We start from the raw sequence: 21,769 nt of genomic DNA, 5'->3' as shown, positions 1-21,769 counted from the left end.
CCTTCCCGCATGACGGACCCGTCATGATGGAAAGGCGGCCGTTTGGCGTTCACGAAAAAGGCCCATCCCTCGCGGGACGGGCCTTTTTCGTTGAAGCGTCCGGAACAGCGGGGGGGCGCTCCCCCGCCCTCACTCGCCGCCGGCCGGCCGGGCCGCGCCCGACACATGGGCGTGGGTGCGGAACAGGACGCCGCCCTCCGTCTTCAGCACGGTCAGGACGGCCAGCACGGCCAGCACGGTGAAGCCGATGGTCATCGGCCGCACGGTGCCGTCGAAGGCCTGGCCGATTCCCCAGCCGAACAGGGCGCCCGCCGCCGTCGAATAGAAGCCGGTGAAGGACGACCCCATGCCGGCGATGTGGCCGAGCGGCTCCATGGTCAGCGCGTTGAAGTTCGGCGCGATCAGGCCGAAGCAGTAGAAGGTCGCGGCGAGGAAGCCGCCCAGCGCCAGCAGCGGCGGACGCTCGGGAAAGCCGAAGGCCGCCATCGCCAGGCAGGCCGCCAGGAAGCCGAGCATGGCCGCGTGCGACACCCGCCGCATCCCCAGCCTTCCGACCAGCCGGGCGTTGGTCAGCGAGGCGACCGCCATCACCGCCGCGATGGCGCCGAAGACGACCGGGAACAGGGTCCCCAGCCCGTAGATGTCGACGAACACCTGCTGCGCGCTGCCGATGTAGCTCAGCAGGCTGCCGAACATGAAGCCCATGGCGACGGTGTAGCCCACCGTCTGCCGCGTGGTGACGACCATGCGGAGGGCGTTGCCGAGCGCGGCCGGCGACAGGGGCAGCCGGTCCTCGGCGTGGCGGGTTTCCGGCAGGCGCAGCGCCGACCAGGCCAGCGCGCCGGCGGCGGCCAGGAACAGCGCCGCGAAGACCCACGGCCAGCTTCCGGCATGCAGGATCAGTTCGCCTATGGCCGGGGCGATGACCGGCACGATGATGAAGACCATCATGGCGAAGGACATGACGCGGGCCATGTCGCGGCCGGCGAAGCGGTCGCGCACGATGGCGACGGCGACGATGCGCGGGGCGGCGGCGCCGAAGCCCTGGATCGCCCGCGCCGCCAGCATGACCCCGAAGCTCGGCGCCAGGACCGCCGCCAGCGAGGCGACGGCGAAGACGACCAGCCCGGCGGCCAGCACCGGCTTGCGCCCGAAACGGTCGGAGAGCGGGCCGGCGAAGGGCTGTCCGGCGGCGAAGCCGAGCATGTAGGCGGTGATGATGAGCTGGCGGTCGTTGGCGCCGTCGCCGCCCAGCGCGTGGGCGATGTCCGGCAGGGCGACCAGCATGATGTCGATGGACAGGGCCGTCAGCGCCATCATCGCGGCGATGAGCGTGACGAATTCCACGAAGGAGATGCCGCCCGACGGCGGCGGTGACGACGATTGGGATGTGTTCAGCATGCCCGAAGTCTGGGGCAGCCCGCCGCCTTCGGCAAGCGGCGCGGAATCCCGCGACACCCCCGGAAACAGCGCTTGACCTTCCCACCGCTGGAAGGTGCAGGCTGATTCCCATCGACCCAGTCCATCACGCGACGGAGGATCCCATGGTGACGTTGAAGGTGTCGGGCATGACCTGCGGCCATTGCGCCCAGACCGTGACCAGGGCCGTGGAGGCCCTGCCCGCGGTCGAGCGCGCGCTGGTCGACCTCAAGGCCGGCGCGGTCTCGGTGGAGGGGAACGCCGACATGGCGGCGGTCCGCAAGGCCATCGAGGACGCCGGCTACGAGGTGGAGGGCACCGCCTGAGAGGCGGCGTCCCGCCTCTCCTACTTGGTCAGGATCAGCTTGTTGGCCCGGGTCACCCGCAGGCGGTAGCTCTGGCCGGCGTGCTGGATGACGATCTCGCGGCCGCCGGCCATCAGACGGGCCGACTCCACCACGGGAAGGGACAAGGCGGCGACACCTTGCCACGGCATGGCTTGCGAAGCGGCGGGACCGGCGAGGGTGGCGGTGACGGCGTTCTGCTGCATGGCCTTGGCTTTCTGGTTGGAAAGACGGTTGGTCGCGAAGACGGCGGCGGTCGGGGGTGCGGCGATCTGCCATCCCGGCCGGCCATGAGCAGACCCTACAAAAGCTCTTATGCGATTGCAAGTCATTCTCATCTAGTTTTGCTCTTTGGGTGGGCAGACGCCGCGCCGGGCGCATGGACGCCGTTCCGCGCGCTCCCTATCATCGGCGGGGACGCCGCGGGGACGCGAAGAGGGGGAAGGCCGCCACCATGACGCCGGGCAAGCGATACGCATCCTCGACCGACGTGGCGCGGCTGGCCGGCGTGTCGCAATCGGCGGTCTCGCGCACCTTCACGCCGGGGGCCAGCGTGTCGGCGGAAACCCGCCGCAAGGTCCTTGAGGCGGCCGAGGCGCTCGGATTCCGGCCGAGCATCATCCCGCAAATCCTGCTGACCGACCGGTCGGGCCTCGTCGCCGTCATCGTCGGAGGCTTGCAGAACGCCTACCACAGCGCGGTGCTGGAACGCTTCGCCACGCGGCTGCGCGACGCCGGCAAGCAGGTGCTGCTGGTACCGGTGGACAGCGACTACGCGCTCGACGCCGTGCTGGCGCAATTGTCGAGCTACCGCGTGGACGCCATCGTCAGCGGTCTGGCGGTGCTGTCGCAGGAGGTCGCCGACGCGCTGTCGGCCTTCCGGATTCCCATCGTCTCCTTCAACGCCGGGGTGACGAGCGAGCGGGTCGCCTCGGTCGAATCCGACAACCGCGCCTCGGCCGCCACCGCCGCCGCGCTGCTGCGCCGGCGCGGCGGCCGGCGCTTCGCCTTCCTGGCGGGGCCGGAGGAAAGCCCGGCCAGCCGCGACCGTCTCGCCGGATTCCGCGACGGGCTGGCGGCGCTGGGGCTGGAGGAACCGCGCGTGATGGCCGGCGACTACAGCTACGCCGGCGGGCAGTCGGCGGCGCGGCGGCTGTTCGCCCGGAGCTCCGCCGGGGAGCCGGCCGACGCGCTGTTCTGCGCCAACGACCTCATCGCCTTCGGCGCCATGGACGTCATCCGCCGGGAGCTGGGGCTGCGGGTGCCGGAGGACGTGATGCTGGTCGGCTACGACAACATCCCCTCGGCGGCGTGGGGCGCCTACGACCTGACCAGCTTCGACCAGGACGCCGAGGCGCTGGTCACGGAGGCGCTCGCCCTCGTCGAGGAGATGACCGCCCGCCCGCCGGCGCATGGCCCGGTGCGGGTGGTGCCGGCGCGCTTCGTCGAGCGCGGCAGCACGCGGCGGCCTTAGCCGCGCCGAACAGAATTCCGTTTTCGCCATCGGTGCCCAATGGGGCCGTCATCCCCGCGAAGGCGGGGATGACGGGGCGAGAGACGACCCAAGGTTCTGTTGGGTGCTCTTAGCCGCGCCGACGCCCTGGCCGCGGCCTTCCGGCCGACCGTCGTCATCGCAGCCATGCGGAACGCGCTTGTCACCCCGCGACGAATCCGTCTTGCCGGATTTAGATAGCAAAACTATTTAATAGCCATGCTAGACAATGATCCCCCCCGCTTTCCGGCCAGCTTCGGCCTGCATCTCTTCCGCGCCGCGCACCTGTGGCGCCGCGCGGTGAACAAAATCCTGGCGGATTGGGGGTTTTCCTCGTCGGTCATCACGCCGCTGATGCTGCTGAACGAACTGGGGGACGGGATGCGCCAGCGCGAGCTGGCCGAGGAGATGGGGGTCGAGGGCCCGTCCCTGGTGCGGCTGCTCGACAGCCTGGAGGCCGGCAAGCTGGTCGAGCGCCGCGAGGATCCGGCCGACCGCCGGGCCAAGACCCTCCATCTCACCGACCAGGGGCGCGAGTTGCTGGCGCGGGTCAACGCGGTGCTCGGCGACGTCCGCAGCCGCCTGCTGACCCAGGCCAGCAAGGACGACATCGACGCCTGCTCCCGCGTCCTCTCGATCATCGAAACCAACGCCAAGCGCGAACAACCGTGACCGGCGCCGCTTCGGCCGGTCCGTGAGGACACTCCCTTGAAACTCCTGTCCGTCCTGTCCCGCCTCAGCGTCACCCTGCTGGTGACGGCCGCCGCCGCCGTCGGCGGCTGGTGGATGTGGGACCACTACATGAACGAGCCCTGGACCCGCGACGGCCGCGTGCGGGCCGACATCGTGCAGGTGTCGGCCGACGTCGCCGGCCTCGTCGCCGAGGTCCGCGTCGCCGACAACCAGACGGTCCGCCAGGGCGACGTCCTCTTCGTCGTCGATCCCGCCCGCTACCGGCTGGCGATCGAGCAGGCGGAGGCCAACCTGGATAGCGCCCGCGCCGAGATGGCCTTCCGCAGCGCCGAGGCACGCCGCTACGAGCGTTTGTCCGAGGGCGTGGTCTCCACCGCCCAGCGCCAGGAGGTCGCCTCGGCGATGGCCAAGGCGTCGGCGGCGGCCAAGCAGGCGGAAGCCTCGCTCGACCTCGCCCGCTTCAACCTGGAGCGGACCGAGGTGCGGGCGACGGTGGACGGATACGTCGCCAACCTCCAGCTCAAGGCCGGCAACCACGTGTCGGCCGGTCAGGCGGTGGTGGCGCTGATCGACCGCCGCTCCTTCCATGTGATGGGCTATTTCGAGGAGACCAAGCTGCCGCGCATCCACGCCGGCGACCCGGTGGCCGTCACCATCATGGGGATGGACGGCAGCCTGTCCGGCCATGTCGACAGCGTCGCCCGCGCCATCGTCGACCGTGACCGCACCGAGGGCAGCGGCCTGCTCGCCAACGTCAACCCGACCTTCAACTGGGTGCGGCTGGCCCAGCGCATCCCGGTGCGCATCGCGCTCGACCCGGTGCCCGACACGCTCGACCTCGTGGCCGGACGCACGGTGACGGTGCGCGTGCTCGGTCCCGACGAACGCGCGCCCCACGGCACCGCCCAGAGCGCCCCCCAGAGCGCCCCCCAAAGCGCGCCCCAAAGCGCCGACGCAAGTTCGGCGCGCACGGCGGGTCTGTAAGGGGGCCCGTCATGCCGAAGCCGCCCAACGCCGCCGAGATGATCTTCTCGGTCAAGTCCTTCGCCGCCGCCATGCTGGCGCTCTACATCGCGCTCGGCATGGGGCTGCCGCGCCCCTTCTGGGCGATGATGACCGCCTATGTGGTCGCCGGCCCGCTGTCGGGGGCCGTGCGCTCCAAGGCCGTCTACCGCGTCGCCGGCACCATCCTCGGCAGCGTCGCCGCGGTGGCGCTGACCGTCGCCCTGGTCGACGCGCCGGAACTGATGGTGCTCGGGGTCGGGTTGTGGGTGGGGCTGTGCCTGTTCGTCTCGCTGCTCGACCGCACGCCGCGCAGCTATCTGTTCATGCTGGCCGGCTACACCGCCGGGCTGATCGCCTTCCCGGCCGTCACCAGCCCCGACACCATCTTCGACACCGGACTGGCGCGGGTCGAGGAAATCCTGCTCGGCATCCTCTGCGCCACGGTGATCCACAGCGTCGTGCTGCCGCGCGGCATCGGCCCGGTGCTGCTCGCCAGGCTGGACGGCACGCTGTGCGACGCGGAGCGCTGGACGCTCGACGCGCTGTCCGGCGCCGATGACGCCGCCCGCGCCGCCGACCGCCAGAAGCTGGCCCGCGACGTCACCGAGCTGCGCGTGATGTCCGCCCACCTGCCCTACGACACCTCGGACGTCCGCTGGATGACGCGGTCGGTGCGCGCGCTGACCGACCGCATGACCTATCTGCTGCCGGTGCTGGCCGCGGTCGGCGAGCGGCTGGCCGCGCTCCGCGAAGCCGGGGACCGGGACGGGAGCGGCGGTCTGCCTCCCGCCCTGCTGTCGGTGCTGGAGGACGTCAGGCGCTGGATCGCCGACGATTCCGGCACGCCCGCCCAGGCCGACGCCCTGCGCGCGGCGCTCGACCGGCTGGCCCCGGTCCTGGGCGACGATCGGGACGATCCGTCGCCCTGGCACCGCGCCACCCTGCTCGGCCTGGTGACGCGGCTGCGCACGCTGGTCGGCATCCACCGCGACTGCCGGGAACTGCGGGCGCACATCCGCTCGGGGAACCACAGCCTGCCGGCGCATCTCGATCCGCTGACGCGCGGCCGGTCGCGCGGGGTCTTCCACCTCGATTGCGGCATGGCGCTGTGGTCGGGGGCCGCCGCCTTCCTCGGGATCGTCCTGGTCTCCGGCTTCTGGATCGCCACCGGCTGGTCCTCGGGGTCGGCGGCGGCGATGATGGTCGCCATCTTCTGCTGCTTCTTCGCCTCCTTCGACGACCCGGCGCCGGGAATCCGGATGTTCCTGGTCTTCACCCTGCTGTCGATGCCGATCGGCGCCTTCTACCTGCTGGTGGTGCTGCCCTCCACCGACAGCTTCCCGATGCTGGCGCTCTCCCTCGCCCCGACCTTCCTGCTGCTGGGCTGCTTCATCCCGCGCCCGGCGCTGATGGGGCAGTCGATGGCGCTGCTGTTCGGCGTCGCCGGCTCGCTCAGCCTGCTCGACACCAACACAGCCGACTTCGCCTCCTTCCTCAACAGCAGCAGCGGACAGGTCGTCGGCATCGTCGCGGCGTTGCAGGTGACCCGCCTGTGCCGCTCGGTCGGGGCCGCCTGGAGCGCGCGCCGCCTGCTGCACGCCGGCTGGCGGGAGATCGCGGCGCTCGCCGCCGTGCGCGCGCCGTCGGCGGCGACCGGCTTCGAAAGCCGGATGCTCGACCGCGTCGGCCTGCTGTCGGCCCGCTTCGCCCAGCTCGGCTCCCAGCCCGGCCGGCGCCTGGATCCGGCCGCCATCGACGCGGTGGCCGACCTGCGGGTCGGACTGAACGTCGTCGAGCTCCAGCGGGTGCGCCCGGCGCTCGGCCACGCGGCGGCCCCGGCGATCGAGCGGCTGCTGGGCGGCATCGCCGGCCATTTCCGCGCCCGGATAACCAAGGATACCGCCAGGCACCCCTCTCCCCCGCCGGAGGAGCTGCTCGGCAGCCTGGACGGGGCGCTGTCGAGCGTCGGCGCCGCGCCGCCGTCCCCCGAGCGCGACCGCGCCGTGGTGGCGCTCGCCGGCCTGCGCCGCAGCCTGTTCCCCGCCATCGCGCTCCAGGCGCCCGCCCATCCGGAAGGTGTACTCGCATGATCGGTGAAATCGACGTCCAAGGCCTGTTCCTGCCGCCCCTGCTGATCCTGGCGGTGGTGGCCTGGATCCTCTCGGGCCTGCTCCGGCGCGGCCTGCGCGCCGCCGGATTCTACGGCTGGGTCTGGCACCCTCCGCTGTTCGACCTGGCGCTCTACGTGGTCGTGCTGAGCGGCTTGGCCGCCTTGTCCTCCACCGTCTGAGCGCCGACCGGGCAGCGGGCTCACCGGCCGGCGGCGTCGGCGCCGAGCCAGGCCATTGCCTCGCGGAAGCGCCGGCAGTGGCGGAAGACCGGCTCGCCGATGCCGGCGGCCACCGCCAGCGGAACCGGCCGGTAGGGCAGACAGTGGCTGGGCGGTTCCCCCAGGGTCCGCACCAGATCGGCCATCGCCAGTTCGCCGGGCGCTCCCAGCCGGTTGAGCACGGTCATCACCCGCGCCCCCGGCCTCGACGGCGCGGCGGCGCGCAGCCGCACCAGATCGCGCAGGCTCGGCCGGCTGGCGTCGCCGACCAGCACGCGGAGCGACGCCGCCTCCAGAACGGCGCGGGCGGCCCGCCCCTGCGGACGGCCGACATCGACGACGGCGTAGTCGTGGCGGAGTTGCAGACGGTCCAGAAGCGCCTGCACGGCCGGACCGCCGACCTCGACGGCGTCCTTGATCGGCTCCTCGGCGGCCAGAACCGCCAGCCGTTCCGAGGCGGCGACCGTCGCCCGCTCCATGAACAGGTCGTCGACGCGGTCGGGGGCCTCCACCGCCTCGCGCGGCATGGGGCCCGGCTTGAGGCGCAGCGCCAGGGCGACGGTGCCGCCCTGCAAGTCGAGATCGACCAGCGCGGTGCGCCCGCGCGCCTCCGACAGCCAGGCGGCCAGATGGACGGCGACCGTGGTCGCCCCCACCCCGCCGCGCGCGCCGACGACGGCGATCAGCTTGCCCGGCCGGGTCCGCCCATCCCCGGCCGGGCTGGCCGGATCGGCGGCATCGGCGAGCGGGCGGGGGGCAAACGGACGGCGGACGGGCGTGCGGGAGGCGGCGTCGGAACGCGCCGTCGGCCCGCCCAGGATGGGATCGAGAAGATTCATCGGACGTCCTGGGTTCGGGAAGTGGCGGGGGTGTGGGTGCTGGAGCCGCTGCCTGTGGATGGGCCTTCACCCGGTCGATGCGCCGCCGCCTGCGGGCCGCTCCGTCGCGATTTTGCGGATCGGAAAAAGGGGCCGGCCAGGATAGGAGACCACAGTCATCGCAACTCTCCGACAATCCCGTGGAAACAGGAGCCCGGCATCAAGGAAACAGGAGCGCTCGTCGGTGGACTGCCCTCGGCCTGCCCGGCGCTTGATGTCGGTGAGGCGATGGTGGCCAGATCGGATTTTGAAATAAACCTATCGATGGTGATAGGCCGCCGACCCTGAAATTGTAAGATCACAACGGCCCTGCAATTGAATGCATTTTATGAAAATGCATTCAAAGGTGTGCGACGGCCATCTCCAGTCGTCGCAGGCCCCGGCCTTCAAAGAAGGGCCGGGGAGAAGGCGAAGAGGCCGCGCACCTGTTCGCATGGGCAAAGAAATACGCCGCCAATACAGAATTCTCCGAAATCGCGGGAAAGAAGAGACAGAGGAAGCAGGGCCGGCCCGGCCTTTTCGTGTTGCCGCTACCCCCAACACATCCGGCGCGGGGCAAAAGGGGTAATGCGGAACGCCGGATCGTCCAAAGGATCGAACGAGGAAGGGCCGGACAGCGCCCGCCTCTCCCGCGCCGTCACACCGGAACGGACGGCACACCGGAACGGACGGCTGTCCTTGAAAGCCGCGCCCTAGCGGCTCTGGGTGACGCCGACCCGCGCGCACATCGACAGCAGCGGGCAAGCCGAACAGCGCGGCCGCTCGCCGGTGCAGACCCATTTCCCGAAGGGAACCAGCCGCTCGTTGATCTCCACCCAGTAATGGCGCGGCAAAACCGCCAGCAGGGCCGCCATCGTGCGCTCGGGAGTGCGGGTGGCGACATAGCCCCAGCGGTTGGTGACGCGGTGGACATGGATGTCGACCGCCAGAGCCGGGATGCCGAAGCCGACCGCCAGCGTCAGCGCCGCGATCTTCGGGCCGACTCCGTGGAAGGCCATCAGAGCGTCGGGCGTGTCGGGCACGGCCCCGCCATGCTCGGCCAGGATGCGGCGGGACAGCGCCAGGATGTCGCGCGCCTTCGGCTCGGGAAAGGTGGCGCCGTTCAGCAGCGCCACCAGCCGTTCCTCCGGCAGGGCGGCCATCGCGGCGGGGGTGCGGGCCTCGGCGAAAAGCCGCTCGCTGACCGCCAGCGTTGTCTCGTCGCGCGTGCGGGCGGAGATCAGGCTGGCCACGAGCTGCTCGAAGGGGGAGCGGTAGCCTCGGTCGCGCAGCTCGAACATGGCCGCCTTGGGCCGCCCGGCCAGCGCGATCCGCAGGCGCCGGAACACCTCGTCGATGTCGAAGGAAGCGAGGGCGGCGTCGGGATTCAGGGCGGGACTCCGGGGCGGGAGGGCGGCCGAGGAACAACGCCCCCGCCGCCCGTTTCGTTCCCGGAAAAAGCCTGCCGGACCGCCGTCTCCGTTCCCCTGTCCGCCCCCCCGATGACGGCGGTCAGGGCGGGAAGGTCAGAGCGCGCGGATCTGCATCTTGATCGGCCCCTCGGCCCGGCCATGCACGAACTGGTCGACATGGGCGTTGCCGGACTGGTCGATGTCGCGGGCGTGGCCGGTCCAGATGATGCGGCCCTGGTAGATCATGGCGACACGGTCGGCGATCTTGCGGGCCGACGCCATGTCGTGGGTGATGGTGACGGCGGTCGCCCCCAGATCCTTCACGCACTGGACGATCAGTTCGTTGATGACGTCGGCCATGATCGGGTCGAGGCCGGTCGTCGGCTCGTCGAAGAAGATGATCTCCGGCTCGTCGGCGATGGCGCGGGCAAGGCCGACGCGCTTCTGCATGCCGCCCGACAGCTCCGACGGCGACAGCTCGGCCACGTCGGGGGTCAGGCCGACGGCGCCGAGCTTGGCGATGGCGATCTCCTTGGCCTGGGCGCGCGGCATGTGCTCGCCCTGGATCAGGCCGAAGGCGACGTTCTCCCACACGGTCAGGCTGTCGAACAGGGCGGCGCCCTGGAACAGCATGCCGAACTTGTGCAGCAGCTTCTCCCGCTCGCGCGGGCGCAGCCTCGTCGTCTCCTCGCCGTCGACGCGGATCGAGCCGCTGTCCGGCTGGAGCAGGCCGAGGATGGATTTCAGCATCACCGACTTGCCGGTGCCCGAGCCGCCGATGACGACCAGCGACTCGCCCTTGCCGACCTCCAGATCGACGCCGTTCAGCACCCGCTTGGAGCCGAAGCTCTTGTGGACGCCGCTGAGGGCAATCTTCGGCGCAATCGTTGGCAGGGGCATGGCGGTCGCGCTCACTTGGTCGAGAAGAAGAGGCCGGTGATCAGGTAGTTCCACACCAGGATCAGGATCGAGGCCGACACCACCGCGTTGGTGGTCGCGGCGCCGACGCCCTGGGCGCCGCCCTTGGAATGGTAGCCGTGGTAGCAGCCCATCAGCGCGATCAGGAATCCGAACACCGCCGCCTTGACGAGGCCGGAGATGACGTCGATCGGCTGGAGGAACTCCCAGGTGCGGTTGATGTAGCTGCTGGCGTTGAAGTCCAGCCGGTAGACGCCGACCAGGAAGCCGCCGAAGACGCCGATGATGTCGGCGACGACCACCAGGATCGGCAGCATCGTCAGCCCGGCCAGCAGGCGCGGCGCAACCAGATACTTGAACGGGTTGGTCGACAGGGTGGACAGCGCGTCGATCTGCTCGGTCACCCGCATGGTGCCGATCTCCGCCGCCATGGCGGCGCCGATGCGGCCCGCCACCATCAGCCCGGCCAGCACCGGCCCCAGCTCGCGCGTCACCGACAGCACGACGACGGTGGCGATGGCGCCCTCCGCCTGGAAGCGGGAGAAGCCGCTGTAGCTCTGCAACGCCAGCACCATGCCGGTGAACAGCGCGGTCAGCCCGACCACCGGCAGCGAGTAGTAGCCGATGTCGATCATCTGCCGCAGGATCTGGCGCGGGTAGAAGGGCGGGCGCACGCAGTGCGACAGGGCCGATCCGGTGAACATGGCGAGGCGGCCGGTGGCTTCCAGGAAGACCAGGAAGGCCCGGCCGGTGGCGGCGAGGAAACCCATCAGAAGGCCCGGATCGTTGTCGTGGTGGTCATGATGGGCATGGTCGTCCCGGCGACCGCCTGCACGGCACGGATGGTCATGGAGCGGCGTACACCCGGTGATAGCGGCGGCCGAGCGAGGTCAGCACCTCGTAGCCGATGGTCCCGGCCTCCGCCGCGACGGTGTCGACCGGGCGGTTGGGGCCGATCAGCTCGACCAGCCCGCCGGGGCGGACCGCGCCGTCGGGCAGCCCGCTGACGTCCACCGTGATCAGATCCATGGAAATGCGCCCGACGATCGGGGCCGGCACGCCATCGACATGCACATGACCGCGCCCGCTGAGCGAGCGCAGGTATCCGTCGGCGTATCCCACGGCGATGGTCGCAATCTTGGCAGCCCCTTCCACGCGGTGGGCGGCACCGTAGCCAACGGTCATAGGGCTGTCAACGCTGCGCAGCTGAAGCACGCGGGCGTCGAGCCGCACCGTGCCGGCCATCGGGTTGGCGCGGTGCGGCGTCGGGTTCACCCCATAGAGCGCGCAGCCCGGCCGCGCGAGGTCGAAATGGAAGGCCGGGCCGTGGAAGACGCCCGACGAGTTGGCGAAGCTGGCCGGCGCCCTGGGCAGCCGGGCCAGCGCGTCCTGGAAGCGCAGATGCTGCTGGGCCGACATCGGCGACTCGAACTCGTCGGCGCAGGCGAGGTGGGTCATCCAGAGCTGGACGTCCACCCCCCGCAAGCGGTCGAGGTCGCCGGCCAGCGTGTCCAGCTCGTCGGGGCCGAGGCCGAGCCGGTTCATCCCGGTGTCGATGTGGACGACCGCCGGCAGCGCCCGCCCCTGGCCGCCGGCGAAGGCGCGCCACGCGGCGATCTCGCCCAGATGGTTCAGCACCGGCAGGATGCGGTTGGCGAGGAACTCCGCCTCGCTCCCCTGCGGCAGCCCACCCAGCGACAGCACCCGCGCGTCCGATTGCGGCCCCAGCGCGGCGCGGACCGCCAGCGCCTCCTCGAACTGGGCGACGACGAAGGTCCGGCAGCCGGCGTCGCGCAGCGCCGGCACGACGCGGGCGACGCCGAGCCCGTAGGCGTCGGCCTTGACCACGGCGGCGCACTCGGCGGGCGCCACGCGGTCGCGCAGCTGGGTCCAGTTGGCGACGACGGCGCCAAGATCCACGGTGAGAATGGCGGCGGCCTGCCGCAGGGGATCCGTCATCGTCCTGCTCACTCGTCGTCCTGGTGGCGTTGGTCGAGGTCGCCGAACTTGGTGAACTGGCCGTCGAAGTAGAGACGGACGGTGCCGATCGGACCGTGGCGCTGCTTGGCGATGATGACCTCGGCGGTGTTGTGCACCTCGCCGAGGCGCTGCTGCCAGCGCTGGTAGCGGTCGTTGAACTTGTCGTCGCTCTCGTCGGGCCGGCGCGAGGGCTCGGCGCGCTCAAGATAATACTGTTCGCGGAAAACGAACATCACGACGTCGGCGTCCTGCTCGATGGAGCCGGATTCGCGCAGGTCGGCGAGCTGGGGGCGCTTGTCCTCGCGCAGCTCGACCGCGCGGCTCAGCTGCGACAGCGCGATGACCGGGACCTCCAGCTCCTTGGCGATGGCCTTCAGGCCGCGCGTGATCTCGGAGATTTCCTGCACCCGGTTCTCCGAGCCGCGCGCCGACGAGCCGCGCAGCAGCTGGAGATAGTCGACCACCACCATGTTCAGGCCCGAGGTGCGCTTCAGCCGGCGGCAGCGGGTGCGCACGGCCGAGACCGAGAGCGCCGGGGTGTCGTCGACGTAGAAGGGGCAGCGCGCCAGATCCTGGCTGGCCTGGACGAATTTCGGAAAGTCGCTGTCGCGGATCTCGCCGCGCCGGATCTTGTCGCCGGGCACCTCGACCACCTCGGCGAGGATACGGGTGGCGAGCTGCTCGGCCGACATTTCCAGCGAGAAGAAGCCGACGACCCCGCCCTCCTGCCCGGTTGAGCGCATGTGGGCGCGGGCGGCGTTGAAGGCGATGTTGGTGGCCAGCGCCGTCTTGCCCATCGACGGGCGTCCGGCGAGGATGACCAGATCGGACGGGTGCAGGCCGCCCAGCTTGCGGTCGATGTCGATCAGGCCGGTGGTGACGCCGGTGACGTGGCTGGAGCGGCGGAAGGCCACCTCGGCCGTCGCGATGGCGTGCTTGACCGACTCGCCGAAGGCGACGAAGCCGCCCTGCACGTCGCCGGTCGAGGCGAGGTCGAACAGCTGCTTCTCGGCCTCGCCGATCTGGTCGAGCGCGGTGACGTCGAGGTCGTGGCGGTACGCCTCGTTCACCATGTCGGTGCCGACCTCGATCAGCTGCCGGCGGATGAACAGGTCGTGGATGGTCTTGCCATAGTCGCCGGCGTTGACCACGGTGACGACGTTGGCCGCCAGCTCGGCCAGATAGGCGCTGCCGCCCTCGACCGCCAGCTCGGGATCGTTGTCGAACAGCGACTTCAGAGTCACCGGGTTGGCGATCTGGCCGCGGTCGATCATCTTGGTGATCGCGGCGAAGATGCGCTGGTGCGCCGGGTCGTAGAAATGCTCCGCCCGCAGGAACTCGCCGACCTTCTCGTAGGCCTTGTTGTTGACCAGGATCGCGCCGAGCAGCGCCTGCTCCGCCTCCTCGTTGTTGGGCGGGGTGCGGTACTCCGCCGTCGGCTTCACGGCGGACTGCGGGCGGGGATCGAACAGCGAGGAGGTCTGGTTGCTCATGCGGGACACTGTAGCAGAAACGGAACGGGAACGCTGTGCGAAGGGGGGAGCCCCTCCGCAAAAGCTGTGCACAAAAGTTATCCACAGATTGGGAAGTCCGGGGATAACTTCCCTGGGACGGGTTTGACCCCCGGCGTCAGAGCTTGCGGGGCTGGGTCGGCAGCGCCGCGGGGGGCGAGGCCTCCAGCGCGTCGAACACGCCGTCGATCTGGTCGGCGACGGCGTAGAGCTTCTTCTGGTCGATGCGGGCGAAGCCCTGCGCCACCATGTGGTCGACCAGCCCGAGCAGCGGCCGCCAGTAGCCGTCGACGTCAGCGATGACGATCGGCTTGTCGTGGAGCTGGAGCTGCTTCCAGGTCAGGATCTCGAACGCCTCGTCGAGCGTGCCGAGGCCGCCCGGCAGGACGACGAAGGCGTCGGACTTCTCCACCATCATCCGCTTGCGGGTGTGCATGCTGTCGACGACGTGCAGCTCGGTCAGGCCGGTGTGCTCGACCTCGGCCGACTGGATGTGCTCGGGGATGATGCCGACCACCTCGCCGCCGGCGGCCAGCGCCGCGTCGGCGGCGATGCCCATCAGCCCGACCCGGCCGCCGCCATAGACCAGACGGATGCCGCGGCGCGCCAGACCGTCGCCCAGCGCGTGCGCGGCCTGCTTGTGGATGTCGGCGACCTGGGAGGACGCCCCGCAATAGACGCACACCGACGACAGGGTCTTCATCGCGACTCAACCTTTCTCGTGCCCGGAACCGGAACCGCTCGCTTGACGGGACGCGGGGCGCGGACGAATTCTTTGTTGGACCGACGGAATAACCGGCCGGCACCCGGCGTCATCACCGGAGCCGGCCGGTCATGGCCATGGTATCACCGGGAGGGACCACATGAACAACCGCGTCGTCAACGCCCTTGCTGCCGCCTGCGTGTCCGGGCTGCTCTTCGCCGCCTTCGGCGGAACGGCCGGCGCCGCCGATCCGGCGGAGCAGGTCAAGGACCGCCAGCAGACCATGAAGAAGCTGGGCGGCGGCATGGGCGCCGTCGCCAAGTTCGTGAAGAACGAGGGCGCCACGGCCGAGGACGCCGCCAAGGGCGCCGACGCCGTGCTGGCGGTCGCGAAGATGGACCCGAAGGCGATCTTCCCCGAGGGCACCGCCGTCGGCGTGTCCGACAGCGCCGCCAAGCCGGAGCTGTGGGCGAGCTGGGGCACCGCGCAGGAGCGCTGGAGCGCGATGCGGCCCGCCGCCGAGACGCTGGAGGCGGCGATCAAGGGCGGCGACCGCGCGCAGATCGCCCAGGCGCTGGGGGCGACGTCGAAGACCTGCGGCGGCTGCCACGAGGATTTCCGCGTCAAGAAGCAATGAGCGCCATGGTTCATTCTCCCGTGCCCCCACCCCAACCCTCCCCCGCTGGGCGGGGGAGGGAGCTTTGCCGGCGTGCAGCGGCAGTCCCCTCCCCTGCGAAGCGGGGGAGAGTCGGGGTGGGGGCAGGTCTGGCCGCCCTCCTCTGGGCGGGCAACGCATGGGCGGCGCCCCCCGACGCCGGCACCGTCGCCCGCGGCGCCTACGTCTTCCAGGCGGCGGGCTGCCTCGGCTGCCACACCGCCCCGGAGAAGGACGGCGCGCCCGCCGGGGCTCCGCTGGCCGGCGGGCGGGCGCTGGCGACCCCGTTCGGCACCTTCTTCACCCCGAACATCACGCCCGACCCGGCCAACGGGATCGGGCGCTGGTCCGACGCCGACTTCGTCCGCGCCTTCCGCGAGGGCAGGCGGCCGGACGGGGCGGCGCTGTTCCCGGCCTTCCCCTACGCCAGCTACACCCGGATGACCGACCGCGACCTGCTGGACCTGAAGGCCTACCTGTTCAGCCAGCCCGCCGTCCCCATCGCCAACAAGCCGCACGATCTGACACCGCCCTTCTCCTGGCGGTTCCTGCTGCCGGCCTGGCAATGGCTGTACCTGACGCCGGGACCGCTGCCCGACGATCCGGCCAAGCCGGCGGCCTGGAACCGCGGGCGCTATCTGGTCGACGCGCTCGGCCATTGCGCGGAGTGCCACAGCCCGCGCTCGATGCTCGGCGGGCTGGACGGCGACCGCTACCTCGCCGGCAACCCGCGGGGGCCGGACGGCGGCAAGGTGCCCAACATCACCCCGCACCCCAAGGGACTCGGCGACTGGTCGGACGGCGATCTGACGCTGATGCTGGAAACCGGGCTGCTGCCCGACGGCGACGTCGCAGGCGGGGCGATGGCCGAGGTGGTGCGCAACAGCACCTCCAAGCTCACGGCGGAGGACCGCGCCGCCATCGCCGCCTATCTGCGGACGGTGCCGGCGCTGGAGTGACGCCCGTTCCCGCACTCATCCTCCGGCACTCCCCTTTCGGCCCCCCCTTTCGGAACGCTGGGGGATGATGCGGACGCCCCGTCGGCGCTGTTCTTTCGGCGCATCTCCTTCTGCTATAGTTGACGGCAACGGCCAGACGCGGCCGGTCGCCGGAAGGGTGTCCAAGGTGAAGCAAAGCGCGCTGTTCGGTGGTTCCGCCCTGGCCCTGCTGGCGGCGGTCGCCGCCTATGGCCTGTGGCCCCGGGAATCCTCCGTTCCCCAGCCAGCCACGATCGCCCTCAAGCAGGCGCCCCCGCCGCCGGCCGCCGCCCCTGCCGCTCCCGCCACGGCTCCGGCCGCGCCCGCGCAGCCGGCGGCCCCCAGCTTCGACGTGGTGCGGGTGGCGCCCGACGGCGCGACGGTGATGGCCGGGCGCGCCGCCCCCGGCGCCTCGGTGACGGTCCAGGACGGCGACCGGACGCTGGGCTCGGCCAAGGCGGACGGGCGCGGCGAATGGGTGATGCTGCCCGACCAGCCGCTCGCCCCCGGCACCCGCGAACTGAATCTCAGCGAGAGCCGCCCCGGCGCGGAGGCCCCGGTGCCGGCCGAGAAGGTCGTCGTCGTCGTCGTGCCCGACCCGCCGGCCCCCGCCACGGCCTCGGCCAACGCCATGGCCAGCCCGCCCGCCACGGCGCTGGCGGTCGCGGTGCCCCGCGACGGCCTGACGCCCGGCCCGACCCGCGGCGTGGGCGGCAACATGGGCGGCAGTTCGCTGCTCCAAGCCCCGCCGGTTCCGGACCAGACGTCGGGCCAGGGCGCCCCGGCCCCGCCGGGCGGCGTGTCGGTGGAGACCATGGACTACGACCCGGCCGGGCGCGTGGCGCTCGGCGGACGGGCGAAGCCCAACAGCGCGGTGCAGCTCTATCTCGACAACATCCTGGTCGGCCGCGCCCACACCGACCCGCAAGGGCAGTGGCGGCTGAGCCCGGAGAAGCTGATCGACCCCGGCCTCTACACCCTGCGCGCCGATCAGGTGAGCGACAGCGGCAAGGTGCTGGCCCGCGCCGAGCTGCCGGTCCAGGTCTCGCCCCTGCCGGCCGACCTGACGGACGGGCGCAAGCTGGTGGTCCAGCCGGGCAACAGCCTGTGGCGGCTGGCCCGGCGCACCTACGGCGACGGCATGCTCTACACGACGATCTACACCGCCAACCGCGAGCAGATCCGCGACCCCGACATGATCTATCCGGGCCAGATCTTCTCGTTGCCGCCGGTGAACTGAAGCGGCGGCGCCGCGCGGAGGATCAGCCCGGCGGAGTCCGCCCCGCCGCCGCCCAGCCGGCCGGCGTCAGGCGCAACGTTTCCGGCCCTTCCCCCGCCGGGTTCGGTTCCAGCGTGACCAGCTCGCGGTTCTCGAACCAAGCCCAGCGGGACACCTCCGCCGTGGTCCCGGCCCAGCCGTCGGCCAGCCGCCTCAGCACGTCGAGATCGGCGGCGGCGATGGGGAATTTCGGCCGTGGCGCCGCCGGACGGGCGGGCGGGCCCGCCGCCGGCAGGGGCGGCGCGTCGGCCCCGGCGCGCGCGCGGATCCAGTCGGTCTGGTAGGCCCCGAGCGCGCTGTCCAGCTCGGCCCGCGCCGCCTCGACCGGGCAGCGCAGATAGGTGTCCAGCAGCGCGCGCAGCGTGTCCTTCGGGTCGCTCATCCTCGCCCCATCCTTCACAGCCATCCCTTCAAAGCCAGCCCTTCAAAGCCAGCCCGTCCGCCGGAAGCGGACGAACAGCGCGCCGCAGACCACCGCGATGACCGCCAGCACCGCCGGATAGCCGTAGCGCCAGTGAAGCTCCGGCATGTGCTCGAAGTTCATGCCGTAAAGGCCGGCGATGGCCGTCGGCACGGCGAGGATGGCGGCCCAGGCGGCCAGCTTGCGCGTCACGTCGTTCTGCCGCGCGGCGGCCAGGATCATACTGGTTTCAAAGGCGAAGGACAGCACTTCGCGCAGCGAGCCGATCTGCTCGTTGACGCGGATCACATGGTCCTGCACGTCGCGGTAATAGGGCCGGATGTCGGCGTCGATCATCGGCAGGTCGAAGCGCTCCAGCCGCGAACAGACCTCCAGCAGCGGCGAGGCGGCGCGGCGCAGCCGCTCCAGGTCGTGGCGGAGCTGGTGGATGCGCTCGATCTCCGCCACGCTGGGCGGGCGGGTCATCAGCAGCGCCTCCAATTCGTCCACCACCCCGGCCATCTGGTCGAGCGCCGGGAAATAGCAGTCGACCACATAGTCCATCACCGCGTAGACGACGAAATCCTCGCCGTGCTTCAGCAGATGCGGGGAGCTTTCGCAGCGCGCCCGCACCGGCGAATAGCTGCTCGAGGCACCGTGCCGCACGGTGACGACATGGCCCTGCCCGGCGAAGACATGGGTCTCGCCGAGCACCAGCGCCTCCTTCTCCAGCCGGGCGGTGCGCAGCACCATGAACAGGCTGTTGCCGTAGATTTCCACCTTGGGGCGCTGGTGGGCGTGCAGGGCGTCCTCGACCGCCAGCTCGTGCAGGCCGAACTGGCGCTTGACCTCCATCAGCAGGGCCTCGTCCGGCTCGTGCAGGCCGATCCAGACGAAATGCCCCTCACGCGCCGCCCAGGCTCCAGCCTCGGCGACCGGGACGTCGGCGACCCGGCGGCCGTTGCAATAGGCCACGCTGGCGACCACGGCGGGATTGGAAGGAGCGGGCGTGGTCATGGGTCAGCACACAGGCGGCACCGTGGATGGGCGGACAGTTTAGGCCGTGGGCATCGTGCCGTCGATGGAGGTCACTCCGGATCCCGCTCCATCCCCGGCCCGGCGCTGAGAAAGCAGCGGTAGGCCGGGTTGTCGGACTCGTCCCAATAGGGATAGTCGAGTTCGTCGAGGCTGCGCGCCAGCTGATCCCGCTCCCCCGCCGGCACCTGGATGCCGGCCAGCACCCGCCCGTAATCGGCGCCGTGGTTGCGGTAATGGAACAGCGAGATGTTCCACTGCCCCGACAGGCTGTCGAGGAACCTCAGCAGGGCGCCGGGCCGCTCCGGGAACTGGAAGCGGTAGATCACCTCGTCCTGCAAGCCGGCCACCCGGCCGCCGACCATGTAGCGGACGTGCAGCTTGGCCATCTCGTTGTCGCTCATGTCGAGCACGGGATAGCCCCGCTCGCGCAGCAGGGCGATGATCTGGGCCTTCTCGCGCTCGCCGTCGGACAGGCGGACGCCGACGAAGATCTGGGCGGCGGAGGAATCGGCGTAGCGGTAGTTGAACTCGGTGATCGCCCGCGTCCCCAGCAGCCGGATGAAGGCGCGGTAGCTGTCCGGCTTCTCCGGGATGGTGACGGCCAGCAGCGCCTCGCGGTGCTCGCCGATCTCGGCCCGCTCGGCGATGTGGCGGAGCCGGTCGAAATTCATGTTGGCGCCGCTGTTGATGGCGACCAGGGCGCCGCGCTCCCCGCCCATCCCGTCCTCGACATACTTCTTCAGGCCGGCGAGGCTGACGGCGCCGGACGGCTCGGCGATGGCGCGGGTGTCCTCGAAGATGTCCTTCACGGCGGCGCAGATCTCGTCGGTGCCGACGGTGACGACGCCGTCCAGCAGTTCGCGGCACAGCCGGAAGGTCTCCTCTCCGGCCTGCCGCACGGCGACGCCGTCGGCGAACAGGCCGACCTGGTTCAGGATCACGCGGTCGCCGGCGGCGATGGCGGCGGCCATGCTCGCCGCCTCCTCCGGCTCGACGCCGATCACCTTCACGTCGGGGCGCAGGAACTTGACGAACAGCGCCACCCCGGCGGCCAGCCCGCCGCCACCGATCGGCACGAACACCGCCTCGATCGGGTCGGGGTGCTGGCGCAGGATCTCCATGCCGACGGTGCCCTGGCCGGCGATCACGTCGGGATCGTCGTAGGGATGGATGAAGGTCAGGCCCTGTTCGGCCTCCAGCCGGCGGGCGTGGGCGTAGGCCTCGTCGAAGCTCTCGCCGTGCAGCACCACCCGACCGCCCCGGCTCTTGACCGCCTGGACCTTGATGTCGGGGGTGGTGCGCGGCATGACGATGGTCGCCGTGGCGCCGAGCGACTGGGCGGCCAGCGCCACGCCCTGGGCGTGGTTGCCGGCCGAGGCGCAGATGACGCCGCGGTCGAGGTCCGCCCGCTCCAGCCCGGCCATCTTGTTGTAGGCGCCGCGCAGCTTGAAGGAGAAGACCGGCTGGAGATCCTCCCGCTTCAGGGCGATGGCGCAGCCGAGACGCTCCGACAGGCGGGGCATGGAATCGAGCGGGCTCTCGATCGCCACGTCGTAGACGCGGGCCGAGAGAATCTTCCGGATATAGTCCTGCACGTCCGACCAGCCTGTCTCGAGTCATGGATGTTCGCGGGCGCCCTGGCCGAACCGGCCCGACCGCGCCGTCGACGTGCGGCGTGCCGACGGGCGGTCCGCGAACCGGAGAGGCGTCAGGTCTAGCGGCGGGCGGCGGGCTGTCAAGACTCTCCTGCGTCGGGGCAGGGTCCCGCCGGCCGGGCCGGGAACGGTCCAGGCCGGATTCACCGGTCGGGCATGGCGATGTGCCAAAGGGAACCGCGGTGCACGAGACGGCACACAATATGGTTTAAAATCATAATATTACCGCCTTACATGCGAACATTACGGCACCGTGCCGCACCCTGACAAACACGCCTTTTGTTACCCGCCTTGTTACCCGCTCTGTTACCCTGGCCGCATCTGGCCGCCCCCTCCGAACCAGAGGATGATATGCCAAAGGTCAAGCTCACCGCGAAGACGGTGGAAAACGCAACACCTCCAAGTCCTGGCCAGCGCCTTGAGCTGTTCGACGCCTCCCTACCTGGCTTCGGCTTGCGGGTGGGCGACAACAGCAAGTCGTGGTTCGTCTTCTACCGCTTCGAGGGTAAGCAGAAGCGGTTAACGCTCGGTCACTACCCTACCCTGAAGCTCGGTGAGGCGCGGGAGAAGGCGAGCAAGGCCCTGGAGTTGGTGGAGGCAGGTAGCGACCCTGCGGCAGAGAAGCAGGCAGCGAAGGATGAGGCCCGCTTGGCAATCGAGCACAAGGCCGCCACGGGCTACGCTCCCGGCACCTTCGGCCAACTGGCATCCCTCTACATCAAGCTGGAATGCCCCACCCTCCGAAGAGGGCCTAACATCGTATCGATGATCAATCGTGAGATCATGCCGGCCTGGAAGGATCGGGTGGCGGCTGATTTGCGGCGGCGAGATTTGGTCGCCCTCCTAGATCCTCTCGTTGAGGTTGGAACGATCCAAAAGGCCCACAAGGTCCGGGAAATCGCCCTCCGCATTGTGAATTGGGCAATCGATCGAGGCGACTTGGAGGCTAACCTTCTGGCGAGCCCCAGCCGAGGGAGGAAGCGCTCCAGCGTCATCCAGCGGCATGACTGTCAATCGGCCTCGAAAAACCAGCCATCATCGGCGTCCAATTTCCAGCCACGCTTCCAGTTGCAGAAGCCCGTTGTCCAGGGAGTCCACGGGA

The 21,769-nt window shown here is 70.6% G+C and carries 22 protein-coding genes; 10 read left to right on the top strand and 12 right to left on the bottom strand.

Going from position 1 to position 21,769, the window contains the following annotated elements:
- Positions 1-129: 129 nt before the first annotated feature.
- A complete protein-coding gene (locus tag J2847_RS26395; protein ID WP_209781762.1) occupies positions 130-1,401 on the bottom strand; it encodes a multidrug effflux MFS transporter in 1,272 nt (423 codons plus the stop codon).
- 143 nt (positions 1,402-1,544) lie between these two features.
- Between J2847_RS26395 and J2847_RS26390 the strand changes: the two genes are divergently transcribed.
- Positions 1,545-1,745: a heavy-metal-associated domain-containing protein gene (locus J2847_RS26390; protein WP_209781761.1), complete on the top strand. Its 201-nt coding sequence runs from the start codon at positions 1,545-1,547 to the stop codon at positions 1,743-1,745.
- 20 nt (positions 1,746-1,765) lie between these two features.
- On the opposite strand, the gene hemP is transcribed toward J2847_RS26390, so the two are convergent.
- On the bottom strand, positions 1,766-1,969 hold the full coding sequence (gene hemP, locus J2847_RS26385; RefSeq protein ID WP_223677570.1) for a hemin uptake protein HemP: 204 nt from the start codon (positions 1,967-1,969) through the stop codon (positions 1,766-1,768).
- 248 nt (positions 1,970-2,217) lie between these two features.
- On the opposite strand from hemP, the gene J2847_RS26380 reads away from it, so the two are divergent.
- The 5 genes from J2847_RS26380 to J2847_RS26360 all read left to right on the top strand — a co-directional run bounded on the left by J2847_RS26380 (position 2,218) and on the right by J2847_RS26360 (position 7,243).
- On the top strand, positions 2,218-3,237 hold the full coding sequence (locus J2847_RS26380) for a LacI family DNA-binding transcriptional regulator (RefSeq protein ID WP_209781760.1): 1,020 nt from the start codon (positions 2,218-2,220) through the stop codon (positions 3,235-3,237).
- A 237-nt stretch (positions 3,238-3,474) separates the two neighbouring features.
- Complete coding sequence (locus tag J2847_RS26375; RefSeq protein ID WP_209781759.1) at positions 3,475-3,927, top strand: MarR family winged helix-turn-helix transcriptional regulator; 453 nt, start codon at positions 3,475-3,477, stop codon at positions 3,925-3,927.
- 36 nt (positions 3,928-3,963) lie between these two features.
- Positions 3,964-4,932 carry an efflux RND transporter periplasmic adaptor subunit gene (locus tag J2847_RS26370; protein WP_233474802.1) on the top strand — a complete coding sequence of 323 codons (969 nt, stop codon included), beginning with the start codon at positions 3,964-3,966 and terminating at the stop codon, positions 4,930-4,932.
- Between the two features lie 11 nt (positions 4,933-4,943).
- Positions 4,944-7,043, top strand: coding sequence for an FUSC family protein (locus J2847_RS26365; RefSeq protein ID WP_209781758.1), 2,100 nt, complete (start codon positions 4,944-4,946; stop codon positions 7,041-7,043).
- Positions 7,040-7,243 (top strand): DUF1656 domain-containing protein, encoded by a 204-nt coding sequence (locus tag J2847_RS26360; RefSeq protein WP_209781757.1) that lies wholly within the window; start codon positions 7,040-7,042, stop codon positions 7,241-7,243. Before J2847_RS26365 ends, J2847_RS26360 begins: the two co-directional genes overlap by 4 nt.
- 20 nt (positions 7,244-7,263) lie before the next feature.
- Here the strand turns inward: J2847_RS26360 and J2847_RS26355 are convergent, their stop codons facing one another.
- The 7 genes from J2847_RS26355 to J2847_RS26325 form a co-directional block, all read right to left on the bottom strand.
- The gene (locus J2847_RS26355) at positions 7,264-8,121 is read right to left on the bottom strand and encodes an AAA family ATPase (RefSeq protein ID WP_209781756.1); all 858 of its coding nucleotides are present in this window, start codon (positions 8,119-8,121) and stop codon (positions 7,264-7,266) included.
- A 731-nt stretch (positions 8,122-8,852) separates the two neighbouring features.
- Positions 8,853-9,488, bottom strand: a complete 636-nt coding sequence (locus J2847_RS26350) for an endonuclease III domain-containing protein (protein ID WP_325169488.1) — start codon at positions 9,486-9,488, stop codon at positions 8,853-8,855.
- Between the two features lie 177 nt (positions 9,489-9,665).
- Positions 9,666-10,451, bottom strand: a complete 786-nt coding sequence (locus J2847_RS26345) for an ABC transporter ATP-binding protein (protein WP_209781755.1) — start codon at positions 10,449-10,451, stop codon at positions 9,666-9,668.
- A gap of 11 nt (positions 10,452-10,462) precedes the next feature.
- Positions 10,463-11,239: an MlaE family ABC transporter permease gene (locus tag J2847_RS26340; protein ID WP_209781754.1), complete on the bottom strand. Its 777-nt coding sequence runs from the start codon at positions 11,237-11,239 to the stop codon at positions 10,463-10,465.
- Between the two features lie 76 nt (positions 11,240-11,315).
- Complete coding sequence (alr, locus tag J2847_RS26335; RefSeq protein WP_209781753.1) at positions 11,316-12,428, bottom strand: alanine racemase; 1,113 nt, start codon at positions 12,426-12,428, stop codon at positions 11,316-11,318.
- A gap of 8 nt (positions 12,429-12,436) precedes the next feature.
- Positions 12,437-13,942 carry a replicative DNA helicase gene (locus J2847_RS26330; RefSeq protein ID WP_209781752.1) on the bottom strand — a complete coding sequence of 502 codons (1,506 nt, stop codon included), beginning with the start codon at positions 13,940-13,942 and terminating at the stop codon, positions 12,437-12,439.
- Between the two features lie 136 nt (positions 13,943-14,078).
- The gene (locus J2847_RS26325) at positions 14,079-14,663 is read right to left on the bottom strand and encodes an LOG family protein (protein WP_209781751.1); all 585 of its coding nucleotides are present in this window, start codon (positions 14,661-14,663) and stop codon (positions 14,079-14,081) included.
- 160 nt (positions 14,664-14,823) lie between these two features.
- On the opposite strand from J2847_RS26325, the gene J2847_RS26320 reads away from it, so the two are divergent.
- The 3 genes from J2847_RS26320 to J2847_RS26310 all read left to right on the top strand — a co-directional run bounded on the left by J2847_RS26320 (position 14,824) and on the right by J2847_RS26310 (position 17,535).
- Complete coding sequence (locus tag J2847_RS26320) at positions 14,824-15,300, top strand: c-type cytochrome (RefSeq protein WP_209781750.1); 477 nt, start codon at positions 14,824-14,826, stop codon at positions 15,298-15,300.
- Between the two features lie 116 nt (positions 15,301-15,416).
- On the top strand, positions 15,417-16,277 hold the full coding sequence (locus J2847_RS26315; protein WP_325169487.1) for a cytochrome c: 861 nt from the start codon (positions 15,417-15,419) through the stop codon (positions 16,275-16,277).
- Between the two features lie 166 nt (positions 16,278-16,443).
- Positions 16,444-17,535 carry a LysM peptidoglycan-binding domain-containing protein gene (locus tag J2847_RS26310; protein WP_325169486.1) on the top strand — a complete coding sequence of 364 codons (1,092 nt, stop codon included), beginning with the start codon at positions 16,444-16,446 and terminating at the stop codon, positions 17,533-17,535.
- 22 nt (positions 17,536-17,557) lie between these two features.
- Here J2847_RS26310 and J2847_RS26305 read toward each other — a convergent pair whose 3' ends face one another.
- The 3 genes from J2847_RS26305 to ilvA all read right to left on the bottom strand — a co-directional run bounded on the left by J2847_RS26305 (position 17,558) and on the right by ilvA (position 20,607).
- The gene (locus J2847_RS26305) at positions 17,558-17,956 is read right to left on the bottom strand and encodes a hypothetical protein (protein ID WP_209781748.1); all 399 of its coding nucleotides are present in this window, start codon (positions 17,954-17,956) and stop codon (positions 17,558-17,560) included.
- A gap of 42 nt (positions 17,957-17,998) precedes the next feature.
- Positions 17,999-18,991 carry a magnesium/cobalt transporter CorA gene (gene corA / locus J2847_RS26300; protein WP_209781747.1) on the bottom strand — a complete coding sequence of 331 codons (993 nt, stop codon included), beginning with the start codon at positions 18,989-18,991 and terminating at the stop codon, positions 17,999-18,001.
- Between the two features lie 71 nt (positions 18,992-19,062).
- Positions 19,063-20,607 (bottom strand): threonine ammonia-lyase, biosynthetic, encoded by a 1,545-nt coding sequence (gene ilvA, locus J2847_RS26295; RefSeq protein ID WP_209781746.1) that lies wholly within the window; start codon positions 20,605-20,607, stop codon positions 19,063-19,065.
- 411 nt (positions 20,608-21,018) lie between these two features.
- On the opposite strand from ilvA, the gene J2847_RS26290 reads away from it, so the two are divergent.
- On the top strand, positions 21,019-21,769 hold a 751-nt coding region (locus J2847_RS26290; RefSeq protein ID WP_209781745.1), incomplete at its 3' end, for an integrase arm-type DNA-binding domain-containing protein.

Source organism: Azospirillum agricola, from assembly GCF_017876095.1.
Taxonomy (GTDB): domain Bacteria; phylum Pseudomonadota; class Alphaproteobacteria; order Azospirillales; family Azospirillaceae; genus Azospirillum; species Azospirillum agricola.
Note: the sequence above shows the minus strand (reverse complement) of the source record. Positions and strands in the feature narration are given on the sequence as shown.

What these genes read in the sequence shown, in the direction of transcription:
- J2847_RS26395 (WP_209781762.1), bottom strand. Translation starts at nt 1,401, where the DNA reads ATGCTGAACACATCCCAATCGTCGTCACCGCCGCCGTCGGGCGGCATC.
- J2847_RS26390 (WP_209781761.1), top strand. Translation starts at nt 1,545, where the DNA reads ATGGTGACGTTGAAGGTGTCGGGCATGACCTGCGGCCATTGCGCCCAG.
- hemP (WP_223677570.1), bottom strand. Translation starts at nt 1,969, where the DNA reads ATGCAGCAGAACGCCGTCACCGCCACCCTCGCCGGTCCCGCCGCTTCG.
- J2847_RS26380 (WP_209781760.1), top strand. Translation starts at nt 2,218, where the DNA reads ATGACGCCGGGCAAGCGATACGCATCCTCGACCGACGTGGCGCGGCTG.
- J2847_RS26375 (WP_209781759.1), top strand. Translation starts at nt 3,475, where the DNA reads ATGCTAGACAATGATCCCCCCCGCTTTCCGGCCAGCTTCGGCCTGCAT.
- J2847_RS26365 (WP_209781758.1), top strand. Translation starts at nt 4,944, where the DNA reads ATGCCGAAGCCGCCCAACGCCGCCGAGATGATCTTCTCGGTCAAGTCC.
- J2847_RS26360 (WP_209781757.1), top strand. Translation starts at nt 7,040, where the DNA reads ATGATCGGTGAAATCGACGTCCAAGGCCTGTTCCTGCCGCCCCTGCTG.
- J2847_RS26355 (WP_209781756.1), bottom strand. Translation starts at nt 8,121, where the DNA reads ATGAATCTTCTCGATCCCATCCTGGGCGGGCCGACGGCGCGTTCCGAC.
- J2847_RS26345 (WP_209781755.1), bottom strand. Translation starts at nt 10,451, where the DNA reads ATGCCCCTGCCAACGATTGCGCCGAAGATTGCCCTCAGCGGCGTCCAC.
- J2847_RS26340 (WP_209781754.1), bottom strand. Translation starts at nt 11,239, where the DNA reads ATGGGTTTCCTCGCCGCCACCGGCCGGGCCTTCCTGGTCTTCCTGGAA.
- alr (WP_209781753.1), bottom strand. Translation starts at nt 12,428, where the DNA reads ATGACGGATCCCCTGCGGCAGGCCGCCGCCATTCTCACCGTGGATCTT.
- J2847_RS26330 (WP_209781752.1), bottom strand. Translation starts at nt 13,942, where the DNA reads ATGAGCAACCAGACCTCCTCGCTGTTCGATCCCCGCCCGCAGTCCGCC.
- J2847_RS26325 (WP_209781751.1), bottom strand. Translation starts at nt 14,663, where the DNA reads ATGAAGACCCTGTCGTCGGTGTGCGTCTATTGCGGGGCGTCCTCCCAG.
- J2847_RS26320 (WP_209781750.1), top strand. Translation starts at nt 14,824, where the DNA reads ATGAACAACCGCGTCGTCAACGCCCTTGCTGCCGCCTGCGTGTCCGGG.
- J2847_RS26305 (WP_209781748.1), bottom strand. Translation starts at nt 17,956, where the DNA reads ATGAGCGACCCGAAGGACACGCTGCGCGCGCTGCTGGACACCTATCTG.
- corA (WP_209781747.1), bottom strand. Translation starts at nt 18,991, where the DNA reads ATGACCACGCCCGCTCCTTCCAATCCCGCCGTGGTCGCCAGCGTGGCC.